Source organism: Lutispora sp. QWL-02 (assembly GCF_058315355.1).
The window spans coordinates 2,413,008-2,436,159 of sequence record NZ_CM177762.1; the positions used below are offsets into that span (position 1 = coordinate 2,413,008).

The 23,152-nt window shown below is 38.7% G+C and carries 18 protein-coding genes, 2 tRNA genes, 1 other RNA gene, 1 pseudogene and 1 other annotated feature; all 22 genes and pseudogenes read left to right on the plus strand.

Annotation, left to right across the window (positions count from 1 at the left end; translation table 11 throughout):
- The first annotated feature begins 1 nt into the window (after position 1).
- The 22 genes and pseudogenes from recO to rnpB all read left to right on the plus strand — a co-directional run bounded on the left by recO (position 2) and on the right by rnpB (position 23,128).
- A complete protein-coding gene (recO, locus tag AC4HCY_RS11255) occupies positions 2-757 on the plus strand; it encodes a DNA repair protein RecO (RefSeq protein WP_323430489.1) in 756 nt (251 codons plus the stop codon).
- Positions 758-788: 31 nt separating this feature from the next.
- The gene (locus tag AC4HCY_RS11260) at positions 789-1,319 is read left to right on the plus strand and encodes a DUF4342 domain-containing protein (protein WP_323430488.1); all 531 of its coding nucleotides are present in this window, start codon (positions 789-791) and stop codon (positions 1,317-1,319) included.
- A 51-nt stretch (positions 1,320-1,370) separates the two neighbouring features.
- Positions 1,371-1,541, plus strand: a binding site (T-box leader).
- 54 nt (positions 1,542-1,595) lie between these two features.
- A complete protein-coding gene (gene glyQ, locus AC4HCY_RS11265; protein ID WP_323430487.1) occupies positions 1,596-2,486 on the plus strand; it encodes a glycine--tRNA ligase subunit alpha in 891 nt (296 codons plus the stop codon).
- Between the two features lie 16 nt (positions 2,487-2,502).
- The gene (gene glyS, locus AC4HCY_RS11270) at positions 2,503-4,587 is read left to right on the plus strand and encodes a glycine--tRNA ligase subunit beta (RefSeq protein ID WP_491094288.1); all 2,085 of its coding nucleotides are present in this window, start codon (positions 2,503-2,505) and stop codon (positions 4,585-4,587) included.
- Positions 4,588-4,776: 189 nt separating this feature from the next.
- Complete coding sequence (ccpN, locus tag AC4HCY_RS11275) at positions 4,777-5,433, plus strand: transcriptional regulator CcpN (RefSeq protein WP_323430485.1); 657 nt, start codon at positions 4,777-4,779, stop codon at positions 5,431-5,433.
- Positions 5,433-6,245: a pyruvate, water dikinase regulatory protein gene (locus tag AC4HCY_RS11280; protein ID WP_323430484.1), complete on the plus strand. Its 813-nt coding sequence runs from the start codon at positions 5,433-5,435 to the stop codon at positions 6,243-6,245. The genes ccpN and AC4HCY_RS11280 overlap by 1 nt, the downstream gene beginning before the upstream one ends.
- Positions 6,245-8,863, plus strand: a complete 2,619-nt coding sequence (gene ppdK, locus AC4HCY_RS11285) for a pyruvate, phosphate dikinase (protein WP_333783243.1) — start codon at positions 6,245-6,247, stop codon at positions 8,861-8,863. The genes AC4HCY_RS11280 and ppdK overlap by 1 nt, the downstream gene beginning before the upstream one ends.
- A 23-nt stretch (positions 8,864-8,886) precedes the next feature.
- The gene (locus AC4HCY_RS11290; RefSeq protein WP_323430483.1) at positions 8,887-9,198 is read left to right on the plus strand and encodes a hypothetical protein; all 312 of its coding nucleotides are present in this window, start codon (positions 8,887-8,889) and stop codon (positions 9,196-9,198) included.
- 294 nt (positions 9,199-9,492) lie between these two features.
- Positions 9,493-10,695, plus strand: a complete 1,203-nt coding sequence (locus AC4HCY_RS11295) for a hypothetical protein (protein WP_491094289.1) — start codon at positions 9,493-9,495, stop codon at positions 10,693-10,695.
- Between the two features lie 530 nt (positions 10,696-11,225).
- Positions 11,226-11,551 (plus strand): annotated as a pseudogene (locus AC4HCY_RS11300) (helix-turn-helix transcriptional regulator); the annotation flags it as partial.
- 400 nt (positions 11,552-11,951) lie between these two features.
- Positions 11,952-13,661: a methyl-accepting chemotaxis protein gene (locus tag AC4HCY_RS11305; RefSeq protein WP_491094290.1), complete on the plus strand. Its 1,710-nt coding sequence runs from the start codon at positions 11,952-11,954 to the stop codon at positions 13,659-13,661.
- A 244-nt stretch (positions 13,662-13,905) separates the two neighbouring features.
- Positions 13,906-15,081 carry an acetyl-CoA C-acetyltransferase gene (locus AC4HCY_RS11310; RefSeq protein WP_323430480.1) on the plus strand — a complete coding sequence of 392 codons (1,176 nt, stop codon included), beginning with the start codon at positions 13,906-13,908 and terminating at the stop codon, positions 15,079-15,081.
- A 160-nt stretch (positions 15,082-15,241) separates the two neighbouring features.
- Positions 15,242-16,240, plus strand: a complete 999-nt coding sequence (locus AC4HCY_RS11315) for a deoxyguanosinetriphosphate triphosphohydrolase (RefSeq protein WP_323430479.1) — start codon at positions 15,242-15,244, stop codon at positions 16,238-16,240.
- Between the two features lie 81 nt (positions 16,241-16,321).
- Positions 16,322-16,765 (plus strand): YaiI/YqxD family protein, encoded by a 444-nt coding sequence (locus AC4HCY_RS11320; RefSeq protein WP_323430478.1) that lies wholly within the window; start codon positions 16,322-16,324, stop codon positions 16,763-16,765.
- Between the two features lie 22 nt (positions 16,766-16,787).
- A complete protein-coding gene (gene dnaG, locus AC4HCY_RS11325; RefSeq protein ID WP_323430477.1) occupies positions 16,788-18,569 on the plus strand; it encodes a DNA primase in 1,782 nt (593 codons plus the stop codon).
- A gap of 45 nt (positions 18,570-18,614) precedes the next feature.
- Entirely contained in the window at positions 18,615-19,682 is a 1,068-nt protein-coding gene (gene rpoD, locus AC4HCY_RS11330; protein ID WP_491096111.1) for an RNA polymerase sigma factor RpoD, read from the plus strand.
- Between the two features lie 67 nt (positions 19,683-19,749).
- Positions 19,750-19,825 (plus strand) — tRNA-Asn (locus AC4HCY_RS11335).
- Between the two features lie 5 nt (positions 19,826-19,830).
- Positions 19,831-19,907: transfer RNA gene (locus AC4HCY_RS11340), tRNA-Ile, on the plus strand.
- A 124-nt stretch (positions 19,908-20,031) separates the two neighbouring features.
- Positions 20,032-20,736: a tRNA (adenine(22)-N(1))-methyltransferase gene (locus AC4HCY_RS11345; protein WP_323430475.1), complete on the plus strand. Its 705-nt coding sequence runs from the start codon at positions 20,032-20,034 to the stop codon at positions 20,734-20,736.
- Entirely contained in the window at positions 20,709-21,830 is a 1,122-nt protein-coding gene (locus AC4HCY_RS11350) for a Nif3-like dinuclear metal center hexameric protein (protein WP_491094291.1), read from the plus strand. The genes AC4HCY_RS11345 and AC4HCY_RS11350 overlap by 28 nt, the downstream gene beginning before the upstream one ends.
- Before the next feature lie 174 nt (positions 21,831-22,004).
- On the plus strand, positions 22,005-22,715 hold the full coding sequence (locus tag AC4HCY_RS11355) for a zinc ribbon domain-containing protein (protein WP_491094292.1): 711 nt from the start codon (positions 22,005-22,007) through the stop codon (positions 22,713-22,715).
- 71 nt (positions 22,716-22,786) lie between these two features.
- Positions 22,787-23,128, plus strand: an RNA gene (gene rnpB / locus AC4HCY_RS11360) — RNase P RNA component class A.
- The last annotated feature ends 24 nt before the right edge of the window (positions 23,129-23,152 follow it).

A 23,152-nucleotide genomic window follows, 5' to 3' on the forward strand; every position in this document is an offset into this window, starting at 1 on the left:
TATGGCAATCATTAAGACACAAGGTCTTGTTTTGAAATATACAGACATTAATGAGGCGGACAGGATACTGACTATATTGACAAGAAGCAAAGGTAAGATCAAAGCTATTTCAAAAGGCTGCAGAAGACCAAAAAGCAGCCTTTTGCCAAGCAGCGAGCTTTTTGCCTTCAGTGAACTGATATTGTACAAGGGGACTAATTTCTATCATGTAAGCACAGGAGAGCTTAGAGAATCCTTTTATAATATCAGAAATGATTTGTTAAAGCTTTCCTATGCCGTTTATTTTGCTGAGCTGGCGGACACAGTGACGGATGAAGATATACAAAGTGAAAGATTATTTCTGCTTTTATCAAGAACCTTATATTATCTATCTAATGATGAAATACCTATAGGCATATTATCATGTGCCTATCAGATGCAACTAATGGATTTAAGCGGCTTCAGGCCGTTGATTTCAAAATGTGCAAATTGCGGTAATGAAGAAAGCTTGTGGAAGTTCAGTATCGACTTGGGAGGAGCTTTGTGCAGCCGCTGTTTTACAGCCGACAAAAATGCAGTTAAACTGAGTCCAGGAGCTTTGGAAACATTTGGTCTTTTATTGTCCACACCTATTTCGAGATTAAATACGATAAAAATTGATAATACTATTTTTATAGAGATTGATAAAATTATCAATGTTTTTGTCCAAAAACATTTGGACAAAAGATTTAAATCCATGGATTTTATCAATAACATAAAAAGTCTCGAAAGAGAATAATTATAACTGGTCAATGAAAGGAGAGGGTAAAATGGATATCACGCTGGATAAGATAGACATAATAAGGGACAGGACCGGCGTTTCATATAAGGAAGCCCGGGAGGCACTGACACAGGCCAACGGCAATGTGGTTGATGCCTTAATAAGCATTGAAGAATCAAGCGGCAGAAACTGGACAGAATCAGTATCTGTAAAAGGCAGTGAAGTTATAGATAAACTGAAAGCTGTGGTAAAGTCAGGCAATGTAAATCGAATAAGAGTAAAAAAGGATGATAGTGTAATTTTGGATATACCGGTGACCGCCGGGGCCATAAGTGCTGTAGTTATGCCTCAGATAACTGCCCTGGGAACCGCTGCCGCATTGCTGACCAAATGCACCATTGAAGTTGAAAGGCAAAATAAAGACACAGTAAATGTAAATAATGTTATCAATGATGCTATAGTCAATGCAGCAGATAAAGTCAAAGATTTTGCCGAAGACGTAAAAAATACCAAGCAAAATATGACCAATAGCAATACTGCTGAGGATTGCTGCCCTAAAATTGATACGGACTTGCCCTAATGCTATTGACAAAATAACTTGGTTTTGCTAGATTATATTACAAGAATTATTTTATTGGCTGTGATGGAGAGTAGTAGCTATAACTTGAATTTTAGAGAGCTGGTGGCCGGTGAAAATCAGCATTCGTTTGTGGTAAAGGCACTCCTGAGCTTAATTAACAAGAGGGCGGCATCAGCCGGCCAATAAGGGTGGAACCGCGGAAGATAACCTTTCGTCCCTTACAGGGATGGAAGGTTTTATTTTTTTTACTAAATAAGATTGTAAGGAGGAAAATTTATGACATTTCAAGAGATAATTCTCACGCTGCAAAATTATTGGGCAAAGCATAATTGTATCATTGCACAACCATATGATGTTGAAAAAGGAGCGGGAACCATGAGCCCCTATACTTTTCTTAAAGCATTGGGTCCTGAACCCTGGAGAGTTGCCTATGTAGAACCTTCCAGAAGGCCCGCCGATGCCAGGTATGGTGAAAACCCGAATAGAGTTTATCAGCACCATCAATATCAAGTTATACTAAAGCCTTCTCCTGATAATGTACAGGATTTATATCTGGGAAGCCTTATGGCATTGGGGATAGACCCTAAAAAGCATGATATAAGATTTGTTGAAGATAACTGGGAGGCACCGACTTTAGGAGCATGGGGTTTAGGCTGGGAGGTATGGCTGGACGGTATGGAGATCACGCAGTTTACATATTTCCAGCAAATCGGAGGATTTGACTGTGAACTGGAATCTGCGGAACTGACTTATGGACTGGAGAGAATCGCCATGTATATCCAGGAAATCGATAATGTTTTTGACATTGAATGGGTTAATGGGATAACCTATGGAGATATATTTAAGAAAGCAGAGGTAGAGCATTCGATATACAGTTTTGAGGTGGCTGATACTGATTTGTTGTTCAAGTTCTTTGACTCATACGAAGCTGAGGCTAAGAGGGTTATTGGCGAAGGGCTTATACTTCCGGCTTATGATTATGTGCTTAAATGCTCTCATACCTTTAATGTCTTGGATGCAAGAGGAGCCATAAGCGTGACCGAAAGAACAGGATTCATATCCAGAGTGAGGAATCTGGCGAGGCTGGTTGCACAAGGATATCTGAAACAGCGGGAGGAGATGGACTATCCTCTCAAAAGCAAGGCAGCGGCCTGCGAAAAAGAATGAGAAGGAGGAGAAAAAGTTGAGCAGAGATTTGGTATTTGAAATAGGCACTGAAGAAATCCCGGCAAAGTTTATGAATAAAACCTTAGATCAATTAAAAGAAGTTTCCGAAAAGTCTTTTACGGAAAATAGAATCAATTTTAAGTCCCTTGAGACCTATGGTACTCCAAGAAGACTTGTATTATATGTAAAAGCTTTGGATGAAAAGCAAGAAGATTTAGAAACAGAATTAAAGGGACCTTCAAAAAAAGCGGCTTATGATGCTGAGAGCAATCCCACCAAAGCCCTGTTAGGTTTTGCAAAGGGAAACGGATTAAGTCTGGAAAATGTATATATCAAAGAATTATCCGGTACAGAATACGTATACGGCAGAAAGCATGTCTCGGGCATAGCTGCGAAAGAAGTATTGAAAGAGCTGCTTTCGGAAATTCTAACCTCCATCAGCTTTCCAAAATCCATGAAATGGGGAAACAAGAGCTTTAGATTTGCCAGACCGGTGCGCTGGCTAATGCCAATTTATGGTGATGAGTTGATAGAGTTTGATAAAGACGGCATACCCTGCAGTAAATTTACAAGAGGGCATAGAGTTCTGTCGAAAGATAAGGTTGAGATCGATAGGGCAGAAAACTATTTCGATATACTTAAAAGAGAATATGTGATAGTAGATCAAAACGAGAGAAGAGAAATCATACAAAAGCAATGCGAGAAAATCGCAAAAGAAAAGAACGGAGTGCTTATAAAGGATGAGGAGCTTTTAGAAGAAATAGTTTACTTGGTGGAATATCCGACTGCTTTATTGGGAAGCTTTGAACCGGACTTCCTAAAGCTGCCTAAAGAAGCTATAATAACTCCTATGAAGGAGCATCAAAGATATTTTCCGATAGAAAATGAAAAAGGAGAGCTATTGAACAATTTTATTGCGGTCAGAAATGGCGATGACAGCTTTATCGATGTTGTAAGACAGGGCAATGAAAAGGTGCTGAGAGCGAGGCTGTCAGATGCAAGATTTTTCTATGAAGAAGATAAGAAGGTATCTTTAGATGATTGTGTAGAAAAGCTAAAGCATGTGGTTTTCCAGGAAACACTTGGAACTATTTATGATAAGACAAGAAATATAATGAATAACTCAGCCTATCTGGCAAATTGCCTTAATCTAGACCGGGATAGCATGAATAAACTAGATAGGGCAGCTTATCTGTCAAAGGCCGATTTGGTCACAGGCATGGTCAAGGAATTTGACGAGCTGCAGGGGATAATGGGAAGAGAATATGCCCTTGTCCAGGGAGAGGATTCTGAAGTCGCAAATGCAATAGAAGAGCATTATATGCCGAGAAATGCAGGCGACGCCATGCCGGCATCGATCATTGGTTCAATATTGAGCATAGCCGACAGAATCGATACGATAAGCGGCTGTTTTTCAATTGGCATACAGCCCACAGGCTCGCAGGACCCATATGCTTTAAGACGGCAGGCTATAAGCATCATAAATATAATTCTGGATAAAGAGCTTCATATAAACCTTAAGAGTCTTATTGAAAATGCAATCAAACCCTTCTATGATAAAGGGATAATGAAAGACGAAGTATCTAAGGTTATAGACGATATCAACGAGTTTTTCAGGCAGAGGCTGAAAAATGTTTTGCTGGACAGAAAATATGATTATGATGTCATTGAAGCGGTTTTAAAGACGGGATTGATCGATATACAGGATGCTCTGCTAAGGATCAAAGAGCTGTCCGATTGGAAGAGCCAGCAAGATTTCCTGAGCATAGCGGGATCTTTTAACAGGGTTAGCAATCTGGCTGCAAAAGCCGACAGTTTAGAAATCAATGTGGAGTTGCTGGCTGAAAAGGCTGAAAAAGAGCTATATGAATCCTATACTGAGGTCAGCAAGCTGTTTGGAGATGCTGTGGAAAAGAGAGATTACTACAATGCATTGAAGTCATTGATGCTTTTGAAAGCCCCCATAGATAATTTTTTTGACAATACTATGGTAATGGTTGATGACGAATACATCAGAAGAAACAGGCTCGCGTTGCTTAAAAACATAGAAAGCATGATGATGAGGTTTGCCGATTTATCCATCATCGTAGTCAGCAGGTAGTTTTTTGTACAAAAGGTATGCATTTATGATTATAAATGCGTACCTTTAATATTTATTCTATACAATATTGAAATCAATATTGCAAAACAAGTTTTTTTTATGATAATATACTTATATGTGCTATATAAATATGAAATAGTATAGCACAATTAGCAAAGAAATTTAATTTCTATATTTCTATGAAAGAGGGTGAACCCTATAGAATTAACTAATAGGCAAAAACAAATAATTGAGTTAGTGAAGAAACATGAACCTATCACCAGCGAGCATATAGCGGAGCAGCTTAACATGACTAGGGCAGCCCTAAGGCCGGATCTTACCGTTCTTACTATGTCAGGCTTTTTGGAGGCAAGACCTAAAGTCGGATATTTGTATTCCGGCCAGTCTGTAAATAATATGATCTCTGATTTTATCAAAAATCTAAAGGTGGAGAATATAAAATCAAGCCCTGTCATAGTATCGGAAGATACAACGGTTTATGATGCAATAGTCACGCTTTTCCTGGAAGATGTCGGTACGATATATATTCATAGCGGAGGTCTGCTGACCGGTGTTGCATCAAGAAAGGATTTTTTGAAGATTGCTTTGGGAAAAACGGATATACATAAGGTGCCTGTAGGGATAATAATGACCAGAATGCCTAATATAGCATATGTAAAGGATGACGATAGTGCCTATGACGCTGCTGCAAAGATAATTCTTCATGAAGTGGACAGTGTCCCGGTTGTAGAACAGGTGTGTGCTGAAAATGGGAAGACAGGCTATAAGATTACCGGAAAAGTATCAAAAACCAATATTACAAGACTTTTTTTCGATTTGTGCAACGATAAGTTAGGAGGATTATGATGTTAGACGAAAAATCAATAATTTATATTGTGTCAGACTCCATCGGAGAAACAGCCGAGCAGGTAGCAAGAGCTGCAGCGGCACAATATGGAGGTATCGTAAGTGAGATAAGGAGAATACCTTATGTCAGCGAAAAGCAGACAATAAAAGAAATAATAAATGAAGCCAAGGCTCACAACAGCATTATAGTATATACCATGGTCATACCCGAACTAAAAGAATATCTGGAGAATGAAGCAAAAGATCAAGGTATCATCTATGTCGATATTATGGGGCCGGTTATTGATGCCATTTCTCATATAACTAAAGCTAAACCGATATACACGCCTGGTATTATAAGGCAATTGGATGAAGAATATTTTAAAAAAGTAGAGGCCATTGAATTCGCCGTTAAATACGATGACGGAAAAGACCCGAGGGGCATAAAAAAAGCAGATGTAATAATTTTGGGAGTTTCCAGAACCTCTAAAACGCCCTTGAGCATGTATCTTGCAAACAAGAACTTAAAGGTTGCAAACATTCCTCTAGTGCCTGAAGTTGAGCCCCCAAAGGAAATATTTGATATCTCGTCGAAGAAAATATTCGGTCTCACATCAAGCCCTAACAAATTAAATGCTATAAGGCAGGAGCGGCTTAAAGCTCTGGGCTTGAGCTTTGAAGCAAACTACGCAAACATGGATCGCATTCTTCAGGAATTGGATTATTCAGAGAAGATAATGAAAAGGATTGGTTGTCCGGTTATTGATGTAACCCATAAAGCTATAGAAGAAACAGCTAGTATTATACTAAGGATTATGAAGGGAGAAAACTGATGAATAAACTTGTATACAGCTTTAATGAGGGTAAAGCCGCAATGAAGGATTTGCTGGGGGGAAAGGGAGCGAACCTGGCAGAGATGTCCAATATAGGCCTGCCCGTGCCTCCAGGCTTCACCATAAGCACAAAAGCATGCAATATGTATTATGAAAAAGGCCAAGAGATTTGGTCAGAACTATTGAATGAAATTTTTGAAAAATTATCCGAACTGGAGAACAAGACAAATAAAAAATTCGGGGATAAAAACAACCCATTATTGGTATCGGTGAGATCCGGGGCCAAATTTTCAATGCCCGGTATGATGGATACCATATTGAATTTAGGTCTGAATAATGATACCGTTGAAGCCATACACAAAATCACGGGAAATGAGAGATTTGCTTACGATAGCTATAGAAGATTCATTCAAATGTTTGGCGATGTAGTAATGTCTATAGAAAAATACAAGTTTGACAGTGTATTGGAATCTGTAAAAGAAGCCAAGAAAGCAAAATATGATACTGATTTAGATGCTGAAGCCTTAAAGGAAGTAGTGTTAAAGTATAAGTCATTATATAAGAATGAAATTAGAAGCGAGTTTCCGGAGGAGCCCAAAGAGCAATTAGTTCTTGCCGTTGAAGCAGTATTTAGATCCTGGAATAATGAAAGAGCAAAAATATATAGAAAAATTAACGGCATACCTGATGATTTGGGTACTGCAGTAAATGTGCAATCCATGGTATTTGGCAATATGGGAGATGACTCCGGTACGGGAGTTGCATTTACAAGGAACCCTGCAACAGGAGAGAAAAAGCTTTTTGGCGAATTCTTGATAAATGCCCAGGGAGAAGATGTTGTTGCCGGTATCAGAACTCCTCAAAGCATAGAAAAGCTTAAAGAAGTCATGCCCGAAATATACGATCAATTTGTACAGGCTGCTGATCTTTTGGAGAATCATTATAAGGATATGCAGGATATAGAGTTTACAATTGAAAAGGGCAAGCTCTATATGCTCCAGACCAGGAACGGCAAGAGGACTGCATTTTCTGCGGTCAGAGCAGCGGTAGAGATGGTTGAAGAGGGAAAGATAAGCAAAGAAGAGGCTATTATGAGAATAGAGCCGTCTCAGCTTGATCAATTGCTGCATCCCACCTTTGAAGAAAATGCTTTAAAAGCGGCAAAGTCCATAGCCAAAGGACTCCCTGCTTCCCCCGGAGCCGCCAGCGGAAAGATATATTTTACTGCTGAAGCCGCAGTAGAAGCATCTAAAAAAGGCGAGAAGGTGATCCTTGTAAGACAGGAAACATCGCCGGAGGATATAGAAGGGATGATAGAGGCTCAGGGCATACTTACCGCCAGAGGAGGCATGACCTCACATGCTGCGGTTGTCGCAAGAGGAATGGGCAAATGCTGTGTAGCAGGCTGTGAGGCTATAAAGGTTTATGAAGAAAATAAGAAATTCATCATTGACGGCAAAGCTTACGTAGAGGGAGAATATATATCCATAGACGGAGGCACCGGAAATGTTTATGAGGGTATAATAAAGACTCATGAACCTGAAATGAGCGGGCATTTTGGCAAATTGATGGAATGGGCTGATGAAGTTCGAAAGCTTAAGGTCAGGACTAATGCGGATACACCCAAAGATGCAGCTCAAGCCGTTAAATTCGGCGCAGAGGGCATAGGATTATGCCGAACTGAGCATATGTTTTTTGATGAAGCCAGAATTCCTGCCGTAAGGGAGATGATCATTGCGGATAATATTGAGCAGAGGAAAGCTGCATTAGAAAAGATACTGCCAATGCAGAGGGAAGATTTTATTGGTATTTTCGAGGCTATGGGAGACAGACCTGTGACCATCAGATTGCTGGACCCCCCGCTCCATGAATTCTTGCCTCATGATGATGGAGATATAATCGATCTGGCAAATGAGATGAAGGTTGAACATGAAAAGTTAAAAGCCAGAGTTGAAGAATTGAAAGAATTCAATCCGATGCTGGGGCATAGAGGCTGCAGATTGGCAATAACCTATCCTGAAATCGCAGAGATGCAGACCCGGGCAATAATTGAAGCGGCTATTCAAGTTAAAAAGGAAAAAGGGATAGATGTAAAACCTGAGATAATGGTACCTCTGGTAGGTGATGTAAAAGAGTTAGCTTTTCTTAAAGAAGTTGCAACAAAGCTTGCCGATGAGCTTATAAATGATTCCGGAATCGATTTGAAATATATGTATGGGACTATGATAGAAGTGCCCAGGGCAACTTTGGTAGCAGATGAAATAGCCAAGGATGCAGAATTTTTCTCATTCGGGACAAATGATCTGACTCAGATGACATATGGCTTTTCAAGAGATGATGCCGGTAAGTTTATAAAAGACTATATGGATAAGAAAATCTTTGATAAAGATCCATTCCAGGCCATAGATAGAAAAGGTGTAGGAAAGCTCATGAAAATGGCTGTTGAACTGGGACGAAAGGAAAGGCCAAATATCAAATTAGGAATATGCGGTGAGCATGGCGGGGAGCCCACATCTGTCGAATTCTGCCATGATATCGGACTTGACTATGTTTCCTGTTCACCATATAGAGTACCGATTGCCAGATTATCAGCAGCTCAAGCGGCGATAAAGGGGTAGTTTTTTCAGGGGCTGTCTGACGGATGGATTTAACCAAAAATAGACAGGGTATTGCGCATTCAATTGCGTGGTATCCTGTTTTTATATTTTGCGCTTGGCAAAACAGTGATGAAATAAAGCCATGCATCGGCTGCTGGGTCAAGACTCCAGGGCTTTGTGTCATCACAAATGATTGCGCGAACCACATATCGAACATATTTATGCGTTTTGAAAAGCTACATAAGACTGGTCAAAATATGACTGAACCCTCTCATATCATGCTGAAAGATAAGTTTGCACGAAATCGTATCTTAGCTTTGCAATACCTTTATGATGAACAGACAGGAGATTTTTAGAGACATACCTTACGAATATACGAAAGTTAAGTGTACGGCTATCCTTTTCAAGGCTTTAAAATGGGAGATTACAGCCAGAAGCAGCATGGGTAGGAACCGGATAAAATCTTATATCCCAGAACTTTGAGTCCTATATAAATAAAGTAAGGGTATTGTCCTGTCTTATCTATACTTCGGAATATAATTTTACCAAGGAAGTTTTAGTTTTAAAGCGGACTGATTATAGTTTCTACTTTAAACTAAATGTAATATAATGTATTTATAGTGTATTAGCAGCTTAGGAGGAGTTATAAGATGAGTAAAAGGACAATGTTCATTGCAGTTGCTGCGCTTTTTATAGGGAGTGCATTACTGTTTTGGGGAAGCTCACAAAATAAACAGGATTCAAATTTATCGGATAGTAACAAGTCCGGCAATAGTTCATCGGAGGATACTGCTCAAGGGGAGGTAAATAAAGTATTAAAAGCAGATCAGCTTAAGCTTCCAGACAGCACCTATGAATCGATCAATAGGCTTTTTAAAGATTATGATAATGTGCAGTATGGGTGGTCCAACAGCAAACAATATGTTGCCTTTAACCTTACTGACCAGGTAGAGAATGAAAACACCCCGGTGCTTTATATATGGAAGGCAGGAAACAGCGAACCTGCCGTAGTTAAAGGCGCAAAATGGTTTGGTTTTGGAGACTTTTACTGGTCGCCTGATGATAGCTATCTTTTATTTGATACCGGGACTGATGTTGCCAGAGGAGCAGATATATGCTGGATAAAGGGTCTGGAGGAGATAGAAAGAATCGGATATATTCATAAACCTGTATGGGCGCCTGACTCTAAATGGATAGCAATGGCTATATCAAAATCCATACAGACAGTTGTAGATACTTCTCTTGAGGGCAGTTCGGATTTGATAATATATAACATTGAGACAAAAGAGAGAAGGATGATAGAAGAAGGGACGAAGAATTATTTTCTGACTCCTGAAGCATGGAATAAGGATGGAACACTTGTCTATGGTAGAAATTTTTTCACGGGCTGTGCTAAGACAGATAAGGTAGAAGTAAAGCCGAACACAAGCAACAGCAATACTATAACCTTGAAGGATCAGGAAGAAGTAGAACAACTGATTGCTGCATTTTTTAAGGAGATGGAATCGCGAAATTACGAAGCGGCAGCCAATTACCTTACAGATCAGGGAAGGTTAAACCATGAAAACACAATACCGAAGGGTTCTCCATTATGGCCATGGGTTGAATCATTAAAGCTGATTTCTGTTGAAAGCTACCTTCCTTCCAACATCCAGGTTGTAGAAGGAACGGAGAAAGTACCTACTGTGTTTTTCCATGTAAACCTGGATATCAAGTATAATAAAGGATATGGTACATATCTTAGAGATGGTGAAAAAAAAGTAGCTGTAAATGTGGTGAGGGAAAACGGTAAGTGGAAGATTTGCTATGTCAAGAATACGGCACCCCTCATAAGGATGGGTACCATCACTTAATTTTAAGGGGCAAGCCCTATCGCTACAGTCTATATGAAGCTTATAATTTGTATGAGGAACGCATAAAATGCATTCCTTACTCACAACACGCAACTCATAACTAAACAACAGACACAAAGAAAAGTCCTCTCAGTGTTAATCCGTGGAAGATTCCTTATTCTGCTGATTTTTCTGATTATTCCTTATTTAGCGGCAATGAGTTGGATTTTAAGTCTGCCGGCAGTGCTTTATTTAGGGACATGCATTTCCGTCATATCCGTAGCTGGATTGTGGTGCATATATGCAACTTTTTTAAGATTTCATAATAGAAAACTACAGGCAACAGGGATTTCTTTTTTGATAATAATTCCTTTGGCATGGGGAATTAAGCATATTGTTGCATATTTCCAGGAATCCGTAACGGATTGGGCTAGTGATATGATGAATATACTCATCACTTTATCATTAGCAATCGTTTGTTTTGGGATAGATTATTTTATAACGCATCGTAAGAAGTGATTTGCTTAATTATTTGTATAGTGAGGGAGATAATGTTAAACGAATTAAATCATGTAATTGAATATATTGAAGAGCATTTAACCGATGATCTGTCTCTTGAAATAATTTCTGAATATGCCGGGGTTTCTGACTATAACTTTAAAAAGATATTTTTTATCTTTCAGGGTTGACCCTTAGTGAATATATCAAAAACAGAAAATTGTCGGAAGCAAGTATGGATTTATTGCATGGAGAAAAAGTAACGGATGTTGCTTTGAAATATGGTTATCAGCCAATGGACGGTTTTACTCGAGCATTTAAAAGGTGGAGTGGGCTTTTACCCTCAGATGCAATAAAAAAAGGCATAAGCAAATCGTTCTTGGATTCCTGTACGGAAGAAATAAAAACAAAAAATACGAAAATTTGAAAATAAGAAACGTAGGAATCTGGGACAAAAATAATATAAATTTAGAAAGAAAAAAATTTCATGGCGTCAATCATTTGGTCCTATTGACGTCATTCTTATGCCGTCATATTTAAAAGATAGTACGAAGTAGGATAATAAAATATGCCTTATCACAAAGGTTTCACGGAAGATACTTAAGAAGAGATTAACATAGAAAAGCTTAGATATATATTATAAAAATTAATTATTTGTTAACAATCTTTTGCTTTCATTAATAACGAAACTGGTCTATAATAAATGAAATTGGTTTTTAATAAGGCTTAAATCTATATACAGTTTGGCTGGAATAAAAGCATACGGGGGAGGATTATATGTGTTCAATTCTTTATTCAAAAAAATTTTGAGCATTTTTACAGGAATCGTTCTGATAAGTTCTTTTCTTTTTACGGGTATTGCCATATATGAGGTCAGAGAAACGGTGATGCAGCAGATGGAAAATGACGGCAGAGCCATGGCTGCTTTTATACGTGAAGAGCTTTTGGAACGTAAGCTTACGGACCTTAATCGGATATCTGAGCAATTTTTTGGATTAAAGCAAGCGAGCAATGGCAATCTGCTTTATATTTCCCTTTCAGATAGCCGGTATAATGTTGTTGCTTCCTCTGATTATGGGAGTGCCGGTGGAACAGATGCAATTACCGGAGCAACTGCTTCAGGGGATACTTCTCCTGAAGCAACCTCTTCAGCTACTGGAACAAAGCCTGCGAAAGGCGGAATTGATGCTCTGACCTCCGCCACTAACGCTATTGTTTCAAGGACTGATAAGGGAGTGCCGGTGCTGAATGTATCCATTCCTTTTGAAGCTGATTTTATGGGAGCCGGCAGTGTTAATGTAGGTATTTCCCTAAAGCCCCTGAATCAACGGATCAATAATACTATTATAAATATAGTAGTTTTTTCTCTGGGGATTCTGTTTGTGGCAATTCTGCTGGGAGCATTATTCGCGCGATCCCTTACCAAGCCAATTGTCAGCGTAGTAGATAAGCTTGACAGTTTTTCTAAAGGAGACTTCACTGTGGAGTTCCGCAGCACAACCAGGGATGAGATTAAAAGGCTTACGAATGCTATGAACCATTCGGTAAACACCTTGAGGAATACGATTCTGTCTATGAAAACAATAGGGGACAAGCTATATAATGTATCAAGCTCCATAAATGAGGCCAGTGAAGAAATTGCAGCCAGCGGCATAACTGTTACACAAAATATTGAGACCGTTTCAGAAAGCATTATTGAGCAGAATGGTGATATTCATTATATTACTCAGGCTTTAGACAATTTTGGAGAACGTTTTGACGATATGCTTAGGGAAACCACCGAAGTATTGGCAGGCAGCAGGATGATCAAGGAGACCGTGGAAGAAGAATACCGCAGCATGCAGCAGCTGGTGGATATGGTGGAGCAAATGCGGCTGTCCTTTGAAGGAGCTATAGGAGAGATACTTCTTCTTAATGAAGATGTAGGGAAGATTAACGAAATAACGGATATAATCAACAGTGTGGCCAATCAAACCAACATGCTTGCACTTAATGCTTCCATCGAATCGGCAAGAGCCGGAGAAGCGGGCCGTGGTTTTGCTGTTGTCGCAGAAGAAATAAAAAAATTGGCGGGGCAGGTCATGAATTATTCAAATACCATCAACGGCCTTATCGGCAATGTTACGTCCAATACTTTGAAGGTGGTGGACAATACACGCACAATATCAGAACAGATAATAATAGAAAAGAAGGCAATCGATGAAACCGTGGATGCCTATGAAAATATCAGAACTACTGTAGATAAAAGCATTGACCGGGTGGGAGGGGTTTCTGCATCTGTTCAGCTTTTGTCCGAGGAGAAGGAAAGAATTATAAAGAAGGTGAGCGATTTAGCGGTCATCTCAACTCAGGTGGCGGCTTCCGCACAGGAAATAGCATCCAGCGTGCAAAGCCAGACGGCAAGCATGGAGGAGATTCTGGCTATGTCCAATGAGCTTGATAGCGCGGCTCTTCAGCTTAAAAGGGAGTTTAACAGCTTTAAAGTATAAAAGCTGTTAAATATAAAATATCGCCGATTTATTGGCGATATTTTATTTATGAAGCATTTCAGCGGAGTTTAAATCAGAATCTCAATGATGTTAAAAATTTAACAAAAGCTGGATAAACTGTTTATTTACACGTTTATTGCATGTTGATACTATTTTATTCGATGATCTGCACACTAATCTATTATATGGCATCATTATTGCTTGAATAAATCTATGAATAAGAATAATCGGGAGGGTTTGTGTAATGAGAGAAGTTGTGATTGCATCAGCTGCCAGAACTGCGATAGGTAATTTCAATGGCAGCTTATCCGGTGTTTCTGCTGTTGACTTAGGTGTTGTTGTTGTGAAGGAAGCGTTGAATAGAGCCGGCATAAAGCCTGAGATGGTAGATCAGACGATCCTTGGATGCATTCTTCAGGCCGGATTGGGCCAGGGCGTAGCAAGACAGGTATCTGTCAAGTCGGGAATCCCAGTAGAAAAGCCGGCAATGACGATCAATATGATTTGTGGTTCGGGGCTGAGGTCTGTCCAGCTTGCGGTACAGGCGATTGTATCAGGAGAATCGGAGATAGTGGTTGCCGGCGGAACTGAGAATATGAGTGCTGCACCGTATTTACTCAAGAATGCCAGAACAGGTTATAGGATGGGCAATGGCGAAATAATAGATTCTATGGTATATGATGCGTTGACAGATATATTCAATAACTATCATATGGGAATGACTGCTGAAAACCTGGCAGAAAAATATGGTATAACCAGAGAGCAACAGGATCAATTTTCAGCTACAAGTCAGAATCGAGCCGAAGCAGCAATAAAAGAAGGTAAGTTCAAAGATGAGATTGTTCCGGTCATCATACCGTCAAAAAAGGGTGATGTGGTTGTTGATACTGATGAGTTCCCAAGGGCTGGAGTGACCGCTGGGTCTCTTGCCAAACTAAGGCCGGCATTTAAAAAAGACGGTACAGTTACAGCAGGCAATGCTTCAGGCATAAATGACGGAGCTGCTGCGATTGTTGTCATGTCTAAGGAAAAGGCTGACGAGCTAGGAATCAAACCTTTAGCAAAAGTTGTAAGCTATGCTTCAGCAGGTGTAGACCCCAGCATAATGGGTATAGGTCCGGTACCCGCAACCTTGCTTGCGTTGAAGAAAGCTAATTTGAAATTAGAGGATATAGATCTTATTGAAGCAAATGAAGCTTTTGCAGCTCAGTCTTTGGCAGTGGCAAAAGAATTGAATCTCGATATGGAAAAAACCAATGTCAATGGCGGTGCAGTCGCTTTAGGTCATCCTGTAGGAGCAAGCGGTGCCAGAATTTTAACAACTCTTCTTTACGAGATGAAAAGGAGAAATTCTAAATACGGCCTTGCTACTCTCTGCATTGGCGGCGGAATGGGAACTGCATTAATAGTAGAAATGTAAGATATGAAATAATATGAAAGCCATCGAGAATAATAACTTCGATGGCTTATATTATTTATCTTTAAATCATATCATTAAAGGAAAATATAATTTTTTGTAGTATATAAATAGTATGCTTAATCTGATCTAAGAATATTGTTGATTTTTAGGAGTTGTTTCTATGAATATCAGGCAAAGAACCGAAGAAATAGAAAAACTGATTCTTTCACCCTATGCGGTGGCATGTATAGACAGCAGGGGAAGAGATAAGTCGGAGGATAAGTGCGACATCAGGACAGATTTTCAGAGAGACAGAGACAGGATAATTCACTCTAAAGCCTTCAGAAGGCTTAAACACAAAACTCAGGTATTCATATCACCGGAAAAAGATCACTATAGGACAAGGCTGACTCACACCCTTGAGGTCTCGCAAATAGCCAGAACCATAGCAAGAGCTTTAAGGCTCAATGAAGATTTAACAGAGGCCATTGCTTTAGGGCATGATTTAGGCCATACTCCTTTCGGACATGCAGGCGAAGCCGTATTGGACAGCATTCATCCATCGGGTTTCAAGCATAACGAACAAAGCCTCAGAGTTGTAGAAATATTAGAAGATAAAAGAGGTTTAAATCTGACGTGGGAAGTCAGAGATGGGATACTGAACCATACTGGAGATAATTTGCCCAGTACATTGGAAGGCATGGCAGTTAAATTTTCGGATAGGATAGCATATATAAATCATGATATAGACGATGCTTTAAGAGCAGATATTTTAAGCACCGCGGACATACCTGAGCAATGTCTGGAGGTTTTAGGCAGCGATCATAAGAGCAGGATAAATACAATGATCACGGATATAATTGTTGAGAGCCTGGATAAGCCTTATGTCAGGATGAGTGAAGGCGTTGATGAGGCTACAAAGCAATTGAGGGATTTCATGTATGATCATGTATATATTGGATCTAAAGCTAAGGTCGAAGAAGTAAAGGTTCAGTATATTATAAGACAGCTTTATGAATTTTTTATTGCGAATCCTGAAGAAATTTCTCAGGACTTGCGCACGAAGCTGCCGGGCGAGGACATTCATAGGTTGACCTGTGATTATATTGCCGGCATGACGGATAGATATGCATTAAACAAATATAAAGCGATTTTCTTGCCTACTGCATGGCAGATTTAAATGATCATTTTAATAAAAATTGAAGGATATTTGGCTTTTATATCGAATAAGTATAAATTCAGTGTCCTAAATAGGTGGAGTATGAAAATATTAGTCGATGCCGATGCATGTCCCGTTAAGGATATTATATTGGAAATATCTCAAAAATACAATATTGAAGCTATATTCGTATGCAGCTTAAGCCATTATTCTAACTACTATGAAAAGCATGGATTAAATCCGGTATATGTAGATAATGTATCTCAGTCTGCAGATCTGGCAATAATCAATAGAGCAAGAGAAGGGGATATAGTAGTAACCGGGGATTATGGACTTGCTGCAATAATATTGTCAAAGGGAGCATTTGCCGTTTCTTTTGACGGCAAACTGTTTGACGACAACAATATTGATGAATTATTAGCGAAAAGACATGAAACATTAAAATCTTTACGTAGCGGGGGGCGTGTTAAGGGCCCGGCTAAACGAAGCGCAAAGGACGATGAAGAGTTTTTATGCTCTTTGGAAAGATTAATAAAGATCATATGATTTAAAAAAGGTGGTATAAGCTATGTTTTTCTCAGAAGAAATGGTTTCTGAGATAATTGAGAAAAATGACATTGTTGATATAATATCGCAATACATGAATCTAAAAAAAAGGGGGAGAAACTATATCGGTTTATGTCCTTTTCATTCTGAAAAAACCCCCTCTTTTAGCGTTTCTCAAGATAAGCAGCTTTTTTACTGCTTTGGATGCGGAGAAGGTGGAAATGTAAGCACTTTCATTCAAAAGATCGAAAGGATGACCTACCCGGAATCCTTAAAATTTTTGGCTGAAAAGGCAGGAATTAAAATAGGTGATGAGACAAATAAAGAGGATTTAGAAAAGGCTAAGAGAAAACAGCTTCTTTTCAGGATAAATAAGGAAGCTGCCAGATTTTTTTATAATAATTTGGGCGGCGATAGTAGAGCTATGAAATACTTGTCCAATCGAGGCTTGAGCATGGGTACTATAAAAAAATTTGGTCTTGGTTTTTCACCGGATAACTGGGACAGTTTGAAGAACTTTTTGTCCTCAAAGAGTCTAAAACTTGAAGCAGCATATTCTGCGGGACTTCTGGTTAAAAAGAATAACAACGAAGGCTATTATGACAGGTTTAGAAACCGGGTTATGTTTCCAATCATAGATTTAAAGGGAAATGTTATTGCTTTTGGAGGAAGGGTGCTGGACGACAGCAAACCAAAGTATTTAAATTCCCCTGATACTCCCATATATAATAAGGGGTACAATATTTATGGTTTAAATCTTGTCAAAGGCATAAGAGATTTAAGGAACATCATTGTTGTAGAAGGATACATGGATGCAATATCACTGCACCAATATGGCATCAATAATGCAGTTGCATCCCTGGGGACCGCATTTACTGAGCATCAGGCAAGATTGCTCAAAAGGTTTGCAAATGAAATAATTATTGCTTATGATTCAGATGCCGCAGGTCAAAATGCAACTTTGAGAGGCTTATCCATATTGGAAAAGGAAGGCTGCACCGTAAAAGTTTTGCGGCTTCCCAAGGGAAAAGATCCGGATGAATATATTAGGAAAGAAGGCTTGGAATCCTTTAAAAAACTGGTTGACAACAGCATGTCATTGATCGATTACAAAATATTTAACTTGAAAGATGGCTTAAATATGGAAAATATTGAAAACAGGATAAGGTTTATAAAGCAGCTGGCGAATGTTATGCAGACTATTGACAGTCCTGCTGAAACCGATGCATATATTAAAAAGTACTCAAAAGAAATGCAGATAAGTGAAGAGGCTGTTTATGATGAATTAAATACATTAAAAAAGAAGCATACTAATGGAAATAACAGGCATAATATAGTAGACAGGACTGTGGTTGTAAATAATGCAGAATTAAAAAGATCTATTAATGGAGAAATTATAGCAGAAAAAAAACTGATCAACATATGCATTCAGAACGAAAATAAGGCAAATTATATATTTAGCCGTATTACCGCTGATTATTTTAATTTGCCTATTCACAGAAGAATTATTGAGATAATAAATTTAAAAATAAAAGAAGGAAAATTGATATCAGCTGGAGAAATAATAATCCATTTGGAAAATGAAGAAGACAGAAAAAAAGCCGCTGAGGTTTTTAATATTGAGATAACAAACCATGATTTGGAACTTATGGATTCATATATAGATAAGCTGTTGCAAGCTCATATCCGCAAGAGGATTGGGGAATTGACCAAGTTGATGAATGAATATTATGAGAATGGGGACAGGGATAAATCGAATGAGATATTCAAGGAAATCATGGAATTGCAAAAGAAGAAGAAATAGTTTCCTGGAAGGGAGGGGATAACTTTGAAGAATGATGAATCTAAAATGAATTATATAAAGGAATTGGTTGAAAAGGGCAATAAGAATGGAATGCTCACTTATAAAGAAATAATGGATACATTAGAAGAAGTGGAAATGGAGCCTGAACAAATCGATAAGATTTATGAGTATTTGGAAGCAAAGGGTATAGATGTTGTAGGCAATATCGATGCTGAAATTGACATACCTCCCATAGATGACGAAGCCGAACCGGTTGAACTGGATCTTACAGTACCTGAGGGTATTAGCATAGATGACCCTGTGAGAATGTATCTCAAAGAAATTGGAAAGGTTCCTCTTCTTAGCCCGGATGAGGAGATCGAGTTGGCGAAGAGAATGAAGGAAGGAGATGCTGAGGCCAAGAAAAAATTGACCGAAGCAAACCTGAGGCTTGTAGTTAGTATTGCAAAAAGGTATGTGGGCAGAGGAATGTTGTTTTTAGATCTGATACAAGAAGGTAATCTTGGTCTTATTAAAGCAGTAGAGAAGTTTGATTATGTAAAGGGCTTTAAATTCAGCACATATGCCACATGGTGGATTAGACAGGCTATAACAAGAGCTATAGCAGATCAGGCAAGAACCATCAGGATACCTGTTCATATGGTAGAAACAATAAATAAGCTTATCAGAGTTTCGAGACAGCTTCTTCAAGAACTCGGGAGAGATCCTCTGCCAGAGGAAATCGCTCAGGAAATGGGGCTGTCTGAAGACAAAGTAAGAGAAATAATGAAAATTGCACAGGAGCCTGTTTCACTGGAAACTCCCATTGGCGAAGAAGAAGACAGCCATCTGGGTGATTTTATTCCAGATGATGATGTTCCTGCTCCGGCTGAAGCAGCGGCTTTTACGCTTCTTAAAGAGCAGCTGATGGAAGTGTTGGATACGCTGACCCCCAGAGAAGAAAAGGTTCTTAGACTTAGATTTGGGCTTGATGATGGCAGAGCAAGGACCCTGGAGGAAGTGGGAAAAGAATTCAATGTAACAAGAGAAAGAATACGTCAAATAGAAGCAAAAGCTTTGAGAAAATTAAGACATCCCAGCAGAAGCAAGAAACTAAAAGATTATTTAGAATAGAAATTTCTACAATATACTATTGACAATTTCATATAAAGTTAGTAGAATATTATTTGTCAGTTTACTTTCCTCAATAGCTCAGTCGGTAGAGCATGCGGCTGTTAACCGCAGGGTCGTTGGTTCGAGTCCAACTTGAGGAGCCATACTGGGGCCTTTAGCTCAGTTGGTTAGAGCAACCGGCTCATAACCGGTTGGTCCGGGGTTCGAGTCCCTGAAGGCCCACCATATTAAAACCTGGATGATTTCCCGGTTTTTTTTATTTCAATTTTTAAATCAAAATCACTTATGAATATTGGATAAGTATAGTATAATAATCATATAGGCGATTAAATGCAAAGGATGATATGTATTGGACTTAACTCCACGATTAGCTGCTATAGGAGAAAGCATTGACGAATGTGATGTCGTTGCCGATATCGGATCTGATCATGCTTATTTGCCCATTTACTTGATAAATAATAATAAAGCTAAAAAAGCTATAGCCACGGATATCAATAAAGGCCCTGCGGAAATATCCATGAAAAGAGTTAAAAAATATGGGATGGAGCAATATATTGAAATCAGAACAGGAGACGGCTTGTCTGCATTGAAGGATAAGGAAGCTGATATAATTGTGATTGCAGGCATGGGAGGAATATTGATACAGAATATACTCAGCGAGGGTATAGATATTGCAAGAAGTGCCGCAGAGCTTATTCTTCAGCCGATGAGGGATAGCAGGCTTCTGATAAAATGGCTAATACAGAACTCCTTTGAAATATTTGATGGTGAGATCGTTAAAGAAAACGATAAATTCTATGAGATTATTTGGACGAGATATAAGCAAAATTGCTATGATGAAAAAAGTATAGATATGATAAATGAGATTTTTTACTATAAAAATTCTCCTGCCGTGCTTGAGTACATAGATAAAAAGATTAGTGAGTATAGCGGAATCATAAAGCATTTGGAGAACTATACCCCTAAAAACAAAGAAAGAATAGGGGAATGCAATAAGGAATTGATGCACTATAAGGAGGCGAAAACATGGCTCAGCTTAAATGTGGAACAGTAGCAAGCCTTATGGATACCATTGCACCGAAGAAACTTGCTGAGGACTGGGATAATGTGGGCCTCATCGTCGGTGACGGCAGCAGCAGTGTAAATAAGATTATGATTTCCCTGGATTTACCTGTCTGGGTTGTTGAAGAAGCCATTGAAAATAATGTAGATATGATCGTCACACATCACCCCCTCATATTTAGCCCTTTGAAGAAGATAAATACAGATTCTGCAATCGGCGAGAAGATTATAAAATTAATAAAGAATAATATATCTGTTTATTCCTCTCATACTAATTTTGACATATCTGAAGGCGGATTGAATGATATATTTGCAAAGCAATTAGGATTTGAAAAGACAGAAGTGATGAAGCCGATTTCTGAAGAAAAATTATATAAAATTGTTGTCTTTGTTCCTGAAGGCTTCGAGGATAAGGTTATGGAGCAGATGTCCGTGGCCGGAGCGGGCCATATAGGAAAGTATAGCAGCTGCAGCTTTAGGGTGAAGGGGATAGGCACTTTTAAGCCCGGAGAGGAAGCGGATCCCTTTATCGGTGAAATAGGGAAGCTGGAGAGAGTTGGGGAATACAGAGTTGAAACCGTTGTTCCTGAGGCGATTATTAATAATGTTGTAAAATCTATGCTTAAAGCCCACCCCTATGAGGAAGTGGCTTATGATGTCTTTGAAATGAAAAATAAAGGCAAGACCTATGGCTTAGGAAGAATCGGTCAATTAGAAAATAGCGTGACATTAGCCTCATATGCTGCCTTTGTAAAAAGGACTTTGGATATAGAAAGCATAAGATATTCTGGTTCACCAGACACAAAGATAAAAAAAGTAGCGCTGTTAAATGGATCAGGCAATAGTTTCATGCGCTCAGCTAAATTTTCAGGGGCAGATGTCCTTATAACGGGAGATATGCAATACCATCAATTGGTTGAGGCTCTGGAGGAAGGAATATGCGTAATCGATGCAGGCCATTTTGGTACGGAAAAGATAATGATAAAAACAGTTTCCGATTATTTAAAATCTGCTCTTGCAAGCAATGGGTATACTGTAAATATTATAGAAGCCAAATCAAATGTTGATATAATCATGAATCTCTAGGAATAGTAGTTTTGCTATTCCTTTTTTATAATGCTTTTGCGAAATAAAAGCATTATAAAAAAGGCTTTCCATAATATAAACGATGCTTTTGCGAAATAAAAGCATTATAAAAAGCTTTCATCATTTAAATAATCTTAAAGAAAGTACAAATTAATTATGAAGGGATGATGACTTGTGGGCCTAGAATTTCTATATGAACTACAGCATCAGGAAAATAATCATAAAAAGCTGCTTTCAAGAATATCTGAAATAAGCGATGACGGTCAAATAAACAGGTTAAAAAAAGAGTATGCCAAGCTCAAGGAAGAATATATAAAGCTATGTGAGAAAAAAAATGAAATAGAAAAGCAGATAGCTCAGAAAAAATCTCATTATAAAAGCCTGGAATTAAGCAAAACTAATTATGAAAAGCTCATATATACCCCGGAAATAAACAGCGTAAAAAAGCTTGAGACATTAGAAAAGCAAATAGATGATGTTGAGAAAAATCTGGAATTGGAAACGCTCAACCTGGAGAATTTAGAAAAAAACTTAAAAGAAGCGGAACTTGATATATTAAGCATCAAGAAAAAGATAGTATTCATTAAAAAGAAATATGAAACAATGAGAACAAACAAAGAGGAAGAGTTAGATTTTTTAATAAGTGAAAAGAATAATATTGAAGGACTTATTGAAGATATAAAGCTGAATATAAATCAAGATATATATAAAGAATATATCAAAATGAAAGAAAAGCTAATAAATCCCATTTCGGAAATAGATAATAGAAAATGCAGCGGCTGCGGCGTAGAAGTTCCGGCTATGGACTATGAGTCTGTAAAAACAGGAAATGCTTTAAAATGTCAAAACTGCGGCAGAATTTTAATATATAAGAAAAATAAATAGAAGATGGATAAAAAATTACCTTTGACACCGGCGCGTTTACATTATATAATTAACTTCTGCAAAGGAAAAAACGAGTAAACTGGATGGTCGCGTGCACACTGTAGAGTGCATGAGGAAAGTCCGGGCTCCACAGGGCAGGGTGCCGGGTAATACCCGGTGAAGGCGACTTCAAGGAAAGTGCAACAGAGATATACCGCCTCGAAAGAGGTAAGGGTGGAAAGGTGAGGTAAGAGCTCACCAGCGATTAGGCGACTAATCGGCTATGTAAACCCCATCTGGAGCAAGATCAAATAGGGAAGTTGATGAGGCGGCCCGCCTCGCTTCCGGGTAAGATCGCTAGAGTCTGCTGGCAACAGCAGATCGAGATAGATGACCGTCTACGACAGAACCCGGCTTATAGGTTTACTCGCAAAATTTAATGCCACAGATTTAAAATC

Coding starts and splice junctions, on each gene's coding strand:
- recO (WP_323430489.1), top strand. CDS start 2: ATGGCAATCATTAAGACACAAGGTCTTGTTTTGAAATATACAGACATT.
- AC4HCY_RS11260 (WP_323430488.1), top strand. CDS start 789: ATGGATATCACGCTGGATAAGATAGACATAATAAGGGACAGGACCGGC.
- glyQ (WP_323430487.1), top strand. CDS start 1,596: ATGACATTTCAAGAGATAATTCTCACGCTGCAAAATTATTGGGCAAAG.
- AC4HCY_RS11280 (WP_323430484.1), top strand. CDS start 5,433: ATGTTAGACGAAAAATCAATAATTTATATTGTGTCAGACTCCATCGGA.
- ppdK (WP_333783243.1), top strand. CDS start 6,245: ATGAATAAACTTGTATACAGCTTTAATGAGGGTAAAGCCGCAATGAAG.
- AC4HCY_RS11290 (WP_323430483.1), top strand. CDS start 8,887: ATGGATTTAACCAAAAATAGACAGGGTATTGCGCATTCAATTGCGTGG.
- AC4HCY_RS11295 (WP_491094289.1), top strand. CDS start 9,493: ATGAGTAAAAGGACAATGTTCATTGCAGTTGCTGCGCTTTTTATAGGG.
- AC4HCY_RS11310 (WP_323430480.1), top strand. CDS start 13,906: ATGAGAGAAGTTGTGATTGCATCAGCTGCCAGAACTGCGATAGGTAAT.
- AC4HCY_RS11315 (WP_323430479.1), top strand. CDS start 15,242: ATGAATATCAGGCAAAGAACCGAAGAAATAGAAAAACTGATTCTTTCA.
- AC4HCY_RS11320 (WP_323430478.1), top strand. CDS start 16,322: ATGAAAATATTAGTCGATGCCGATGCATGTCCCGTTAAGGATATTATA.
- dnaG (WP_323430477.1), top strand. CDS start 16,788: ATGTTTTTCTCAGAAGAAATGGTTTCTGAGATAATTGAGAAAAATGAC.
- rpoD (WP_491096111.1), top strand. CDS start 18,615: ATGAATTATATAAAGGAATTGGTTGAAAAGGGCAATAAGAATGGAATG.
- AC4HCY_RS11350 (WP_491094291.1), top strand. CDS start 20,709: ATGGCTCAGCTTAAATGTGGAACAGTAGCAAGCCTTATGGATACCATT.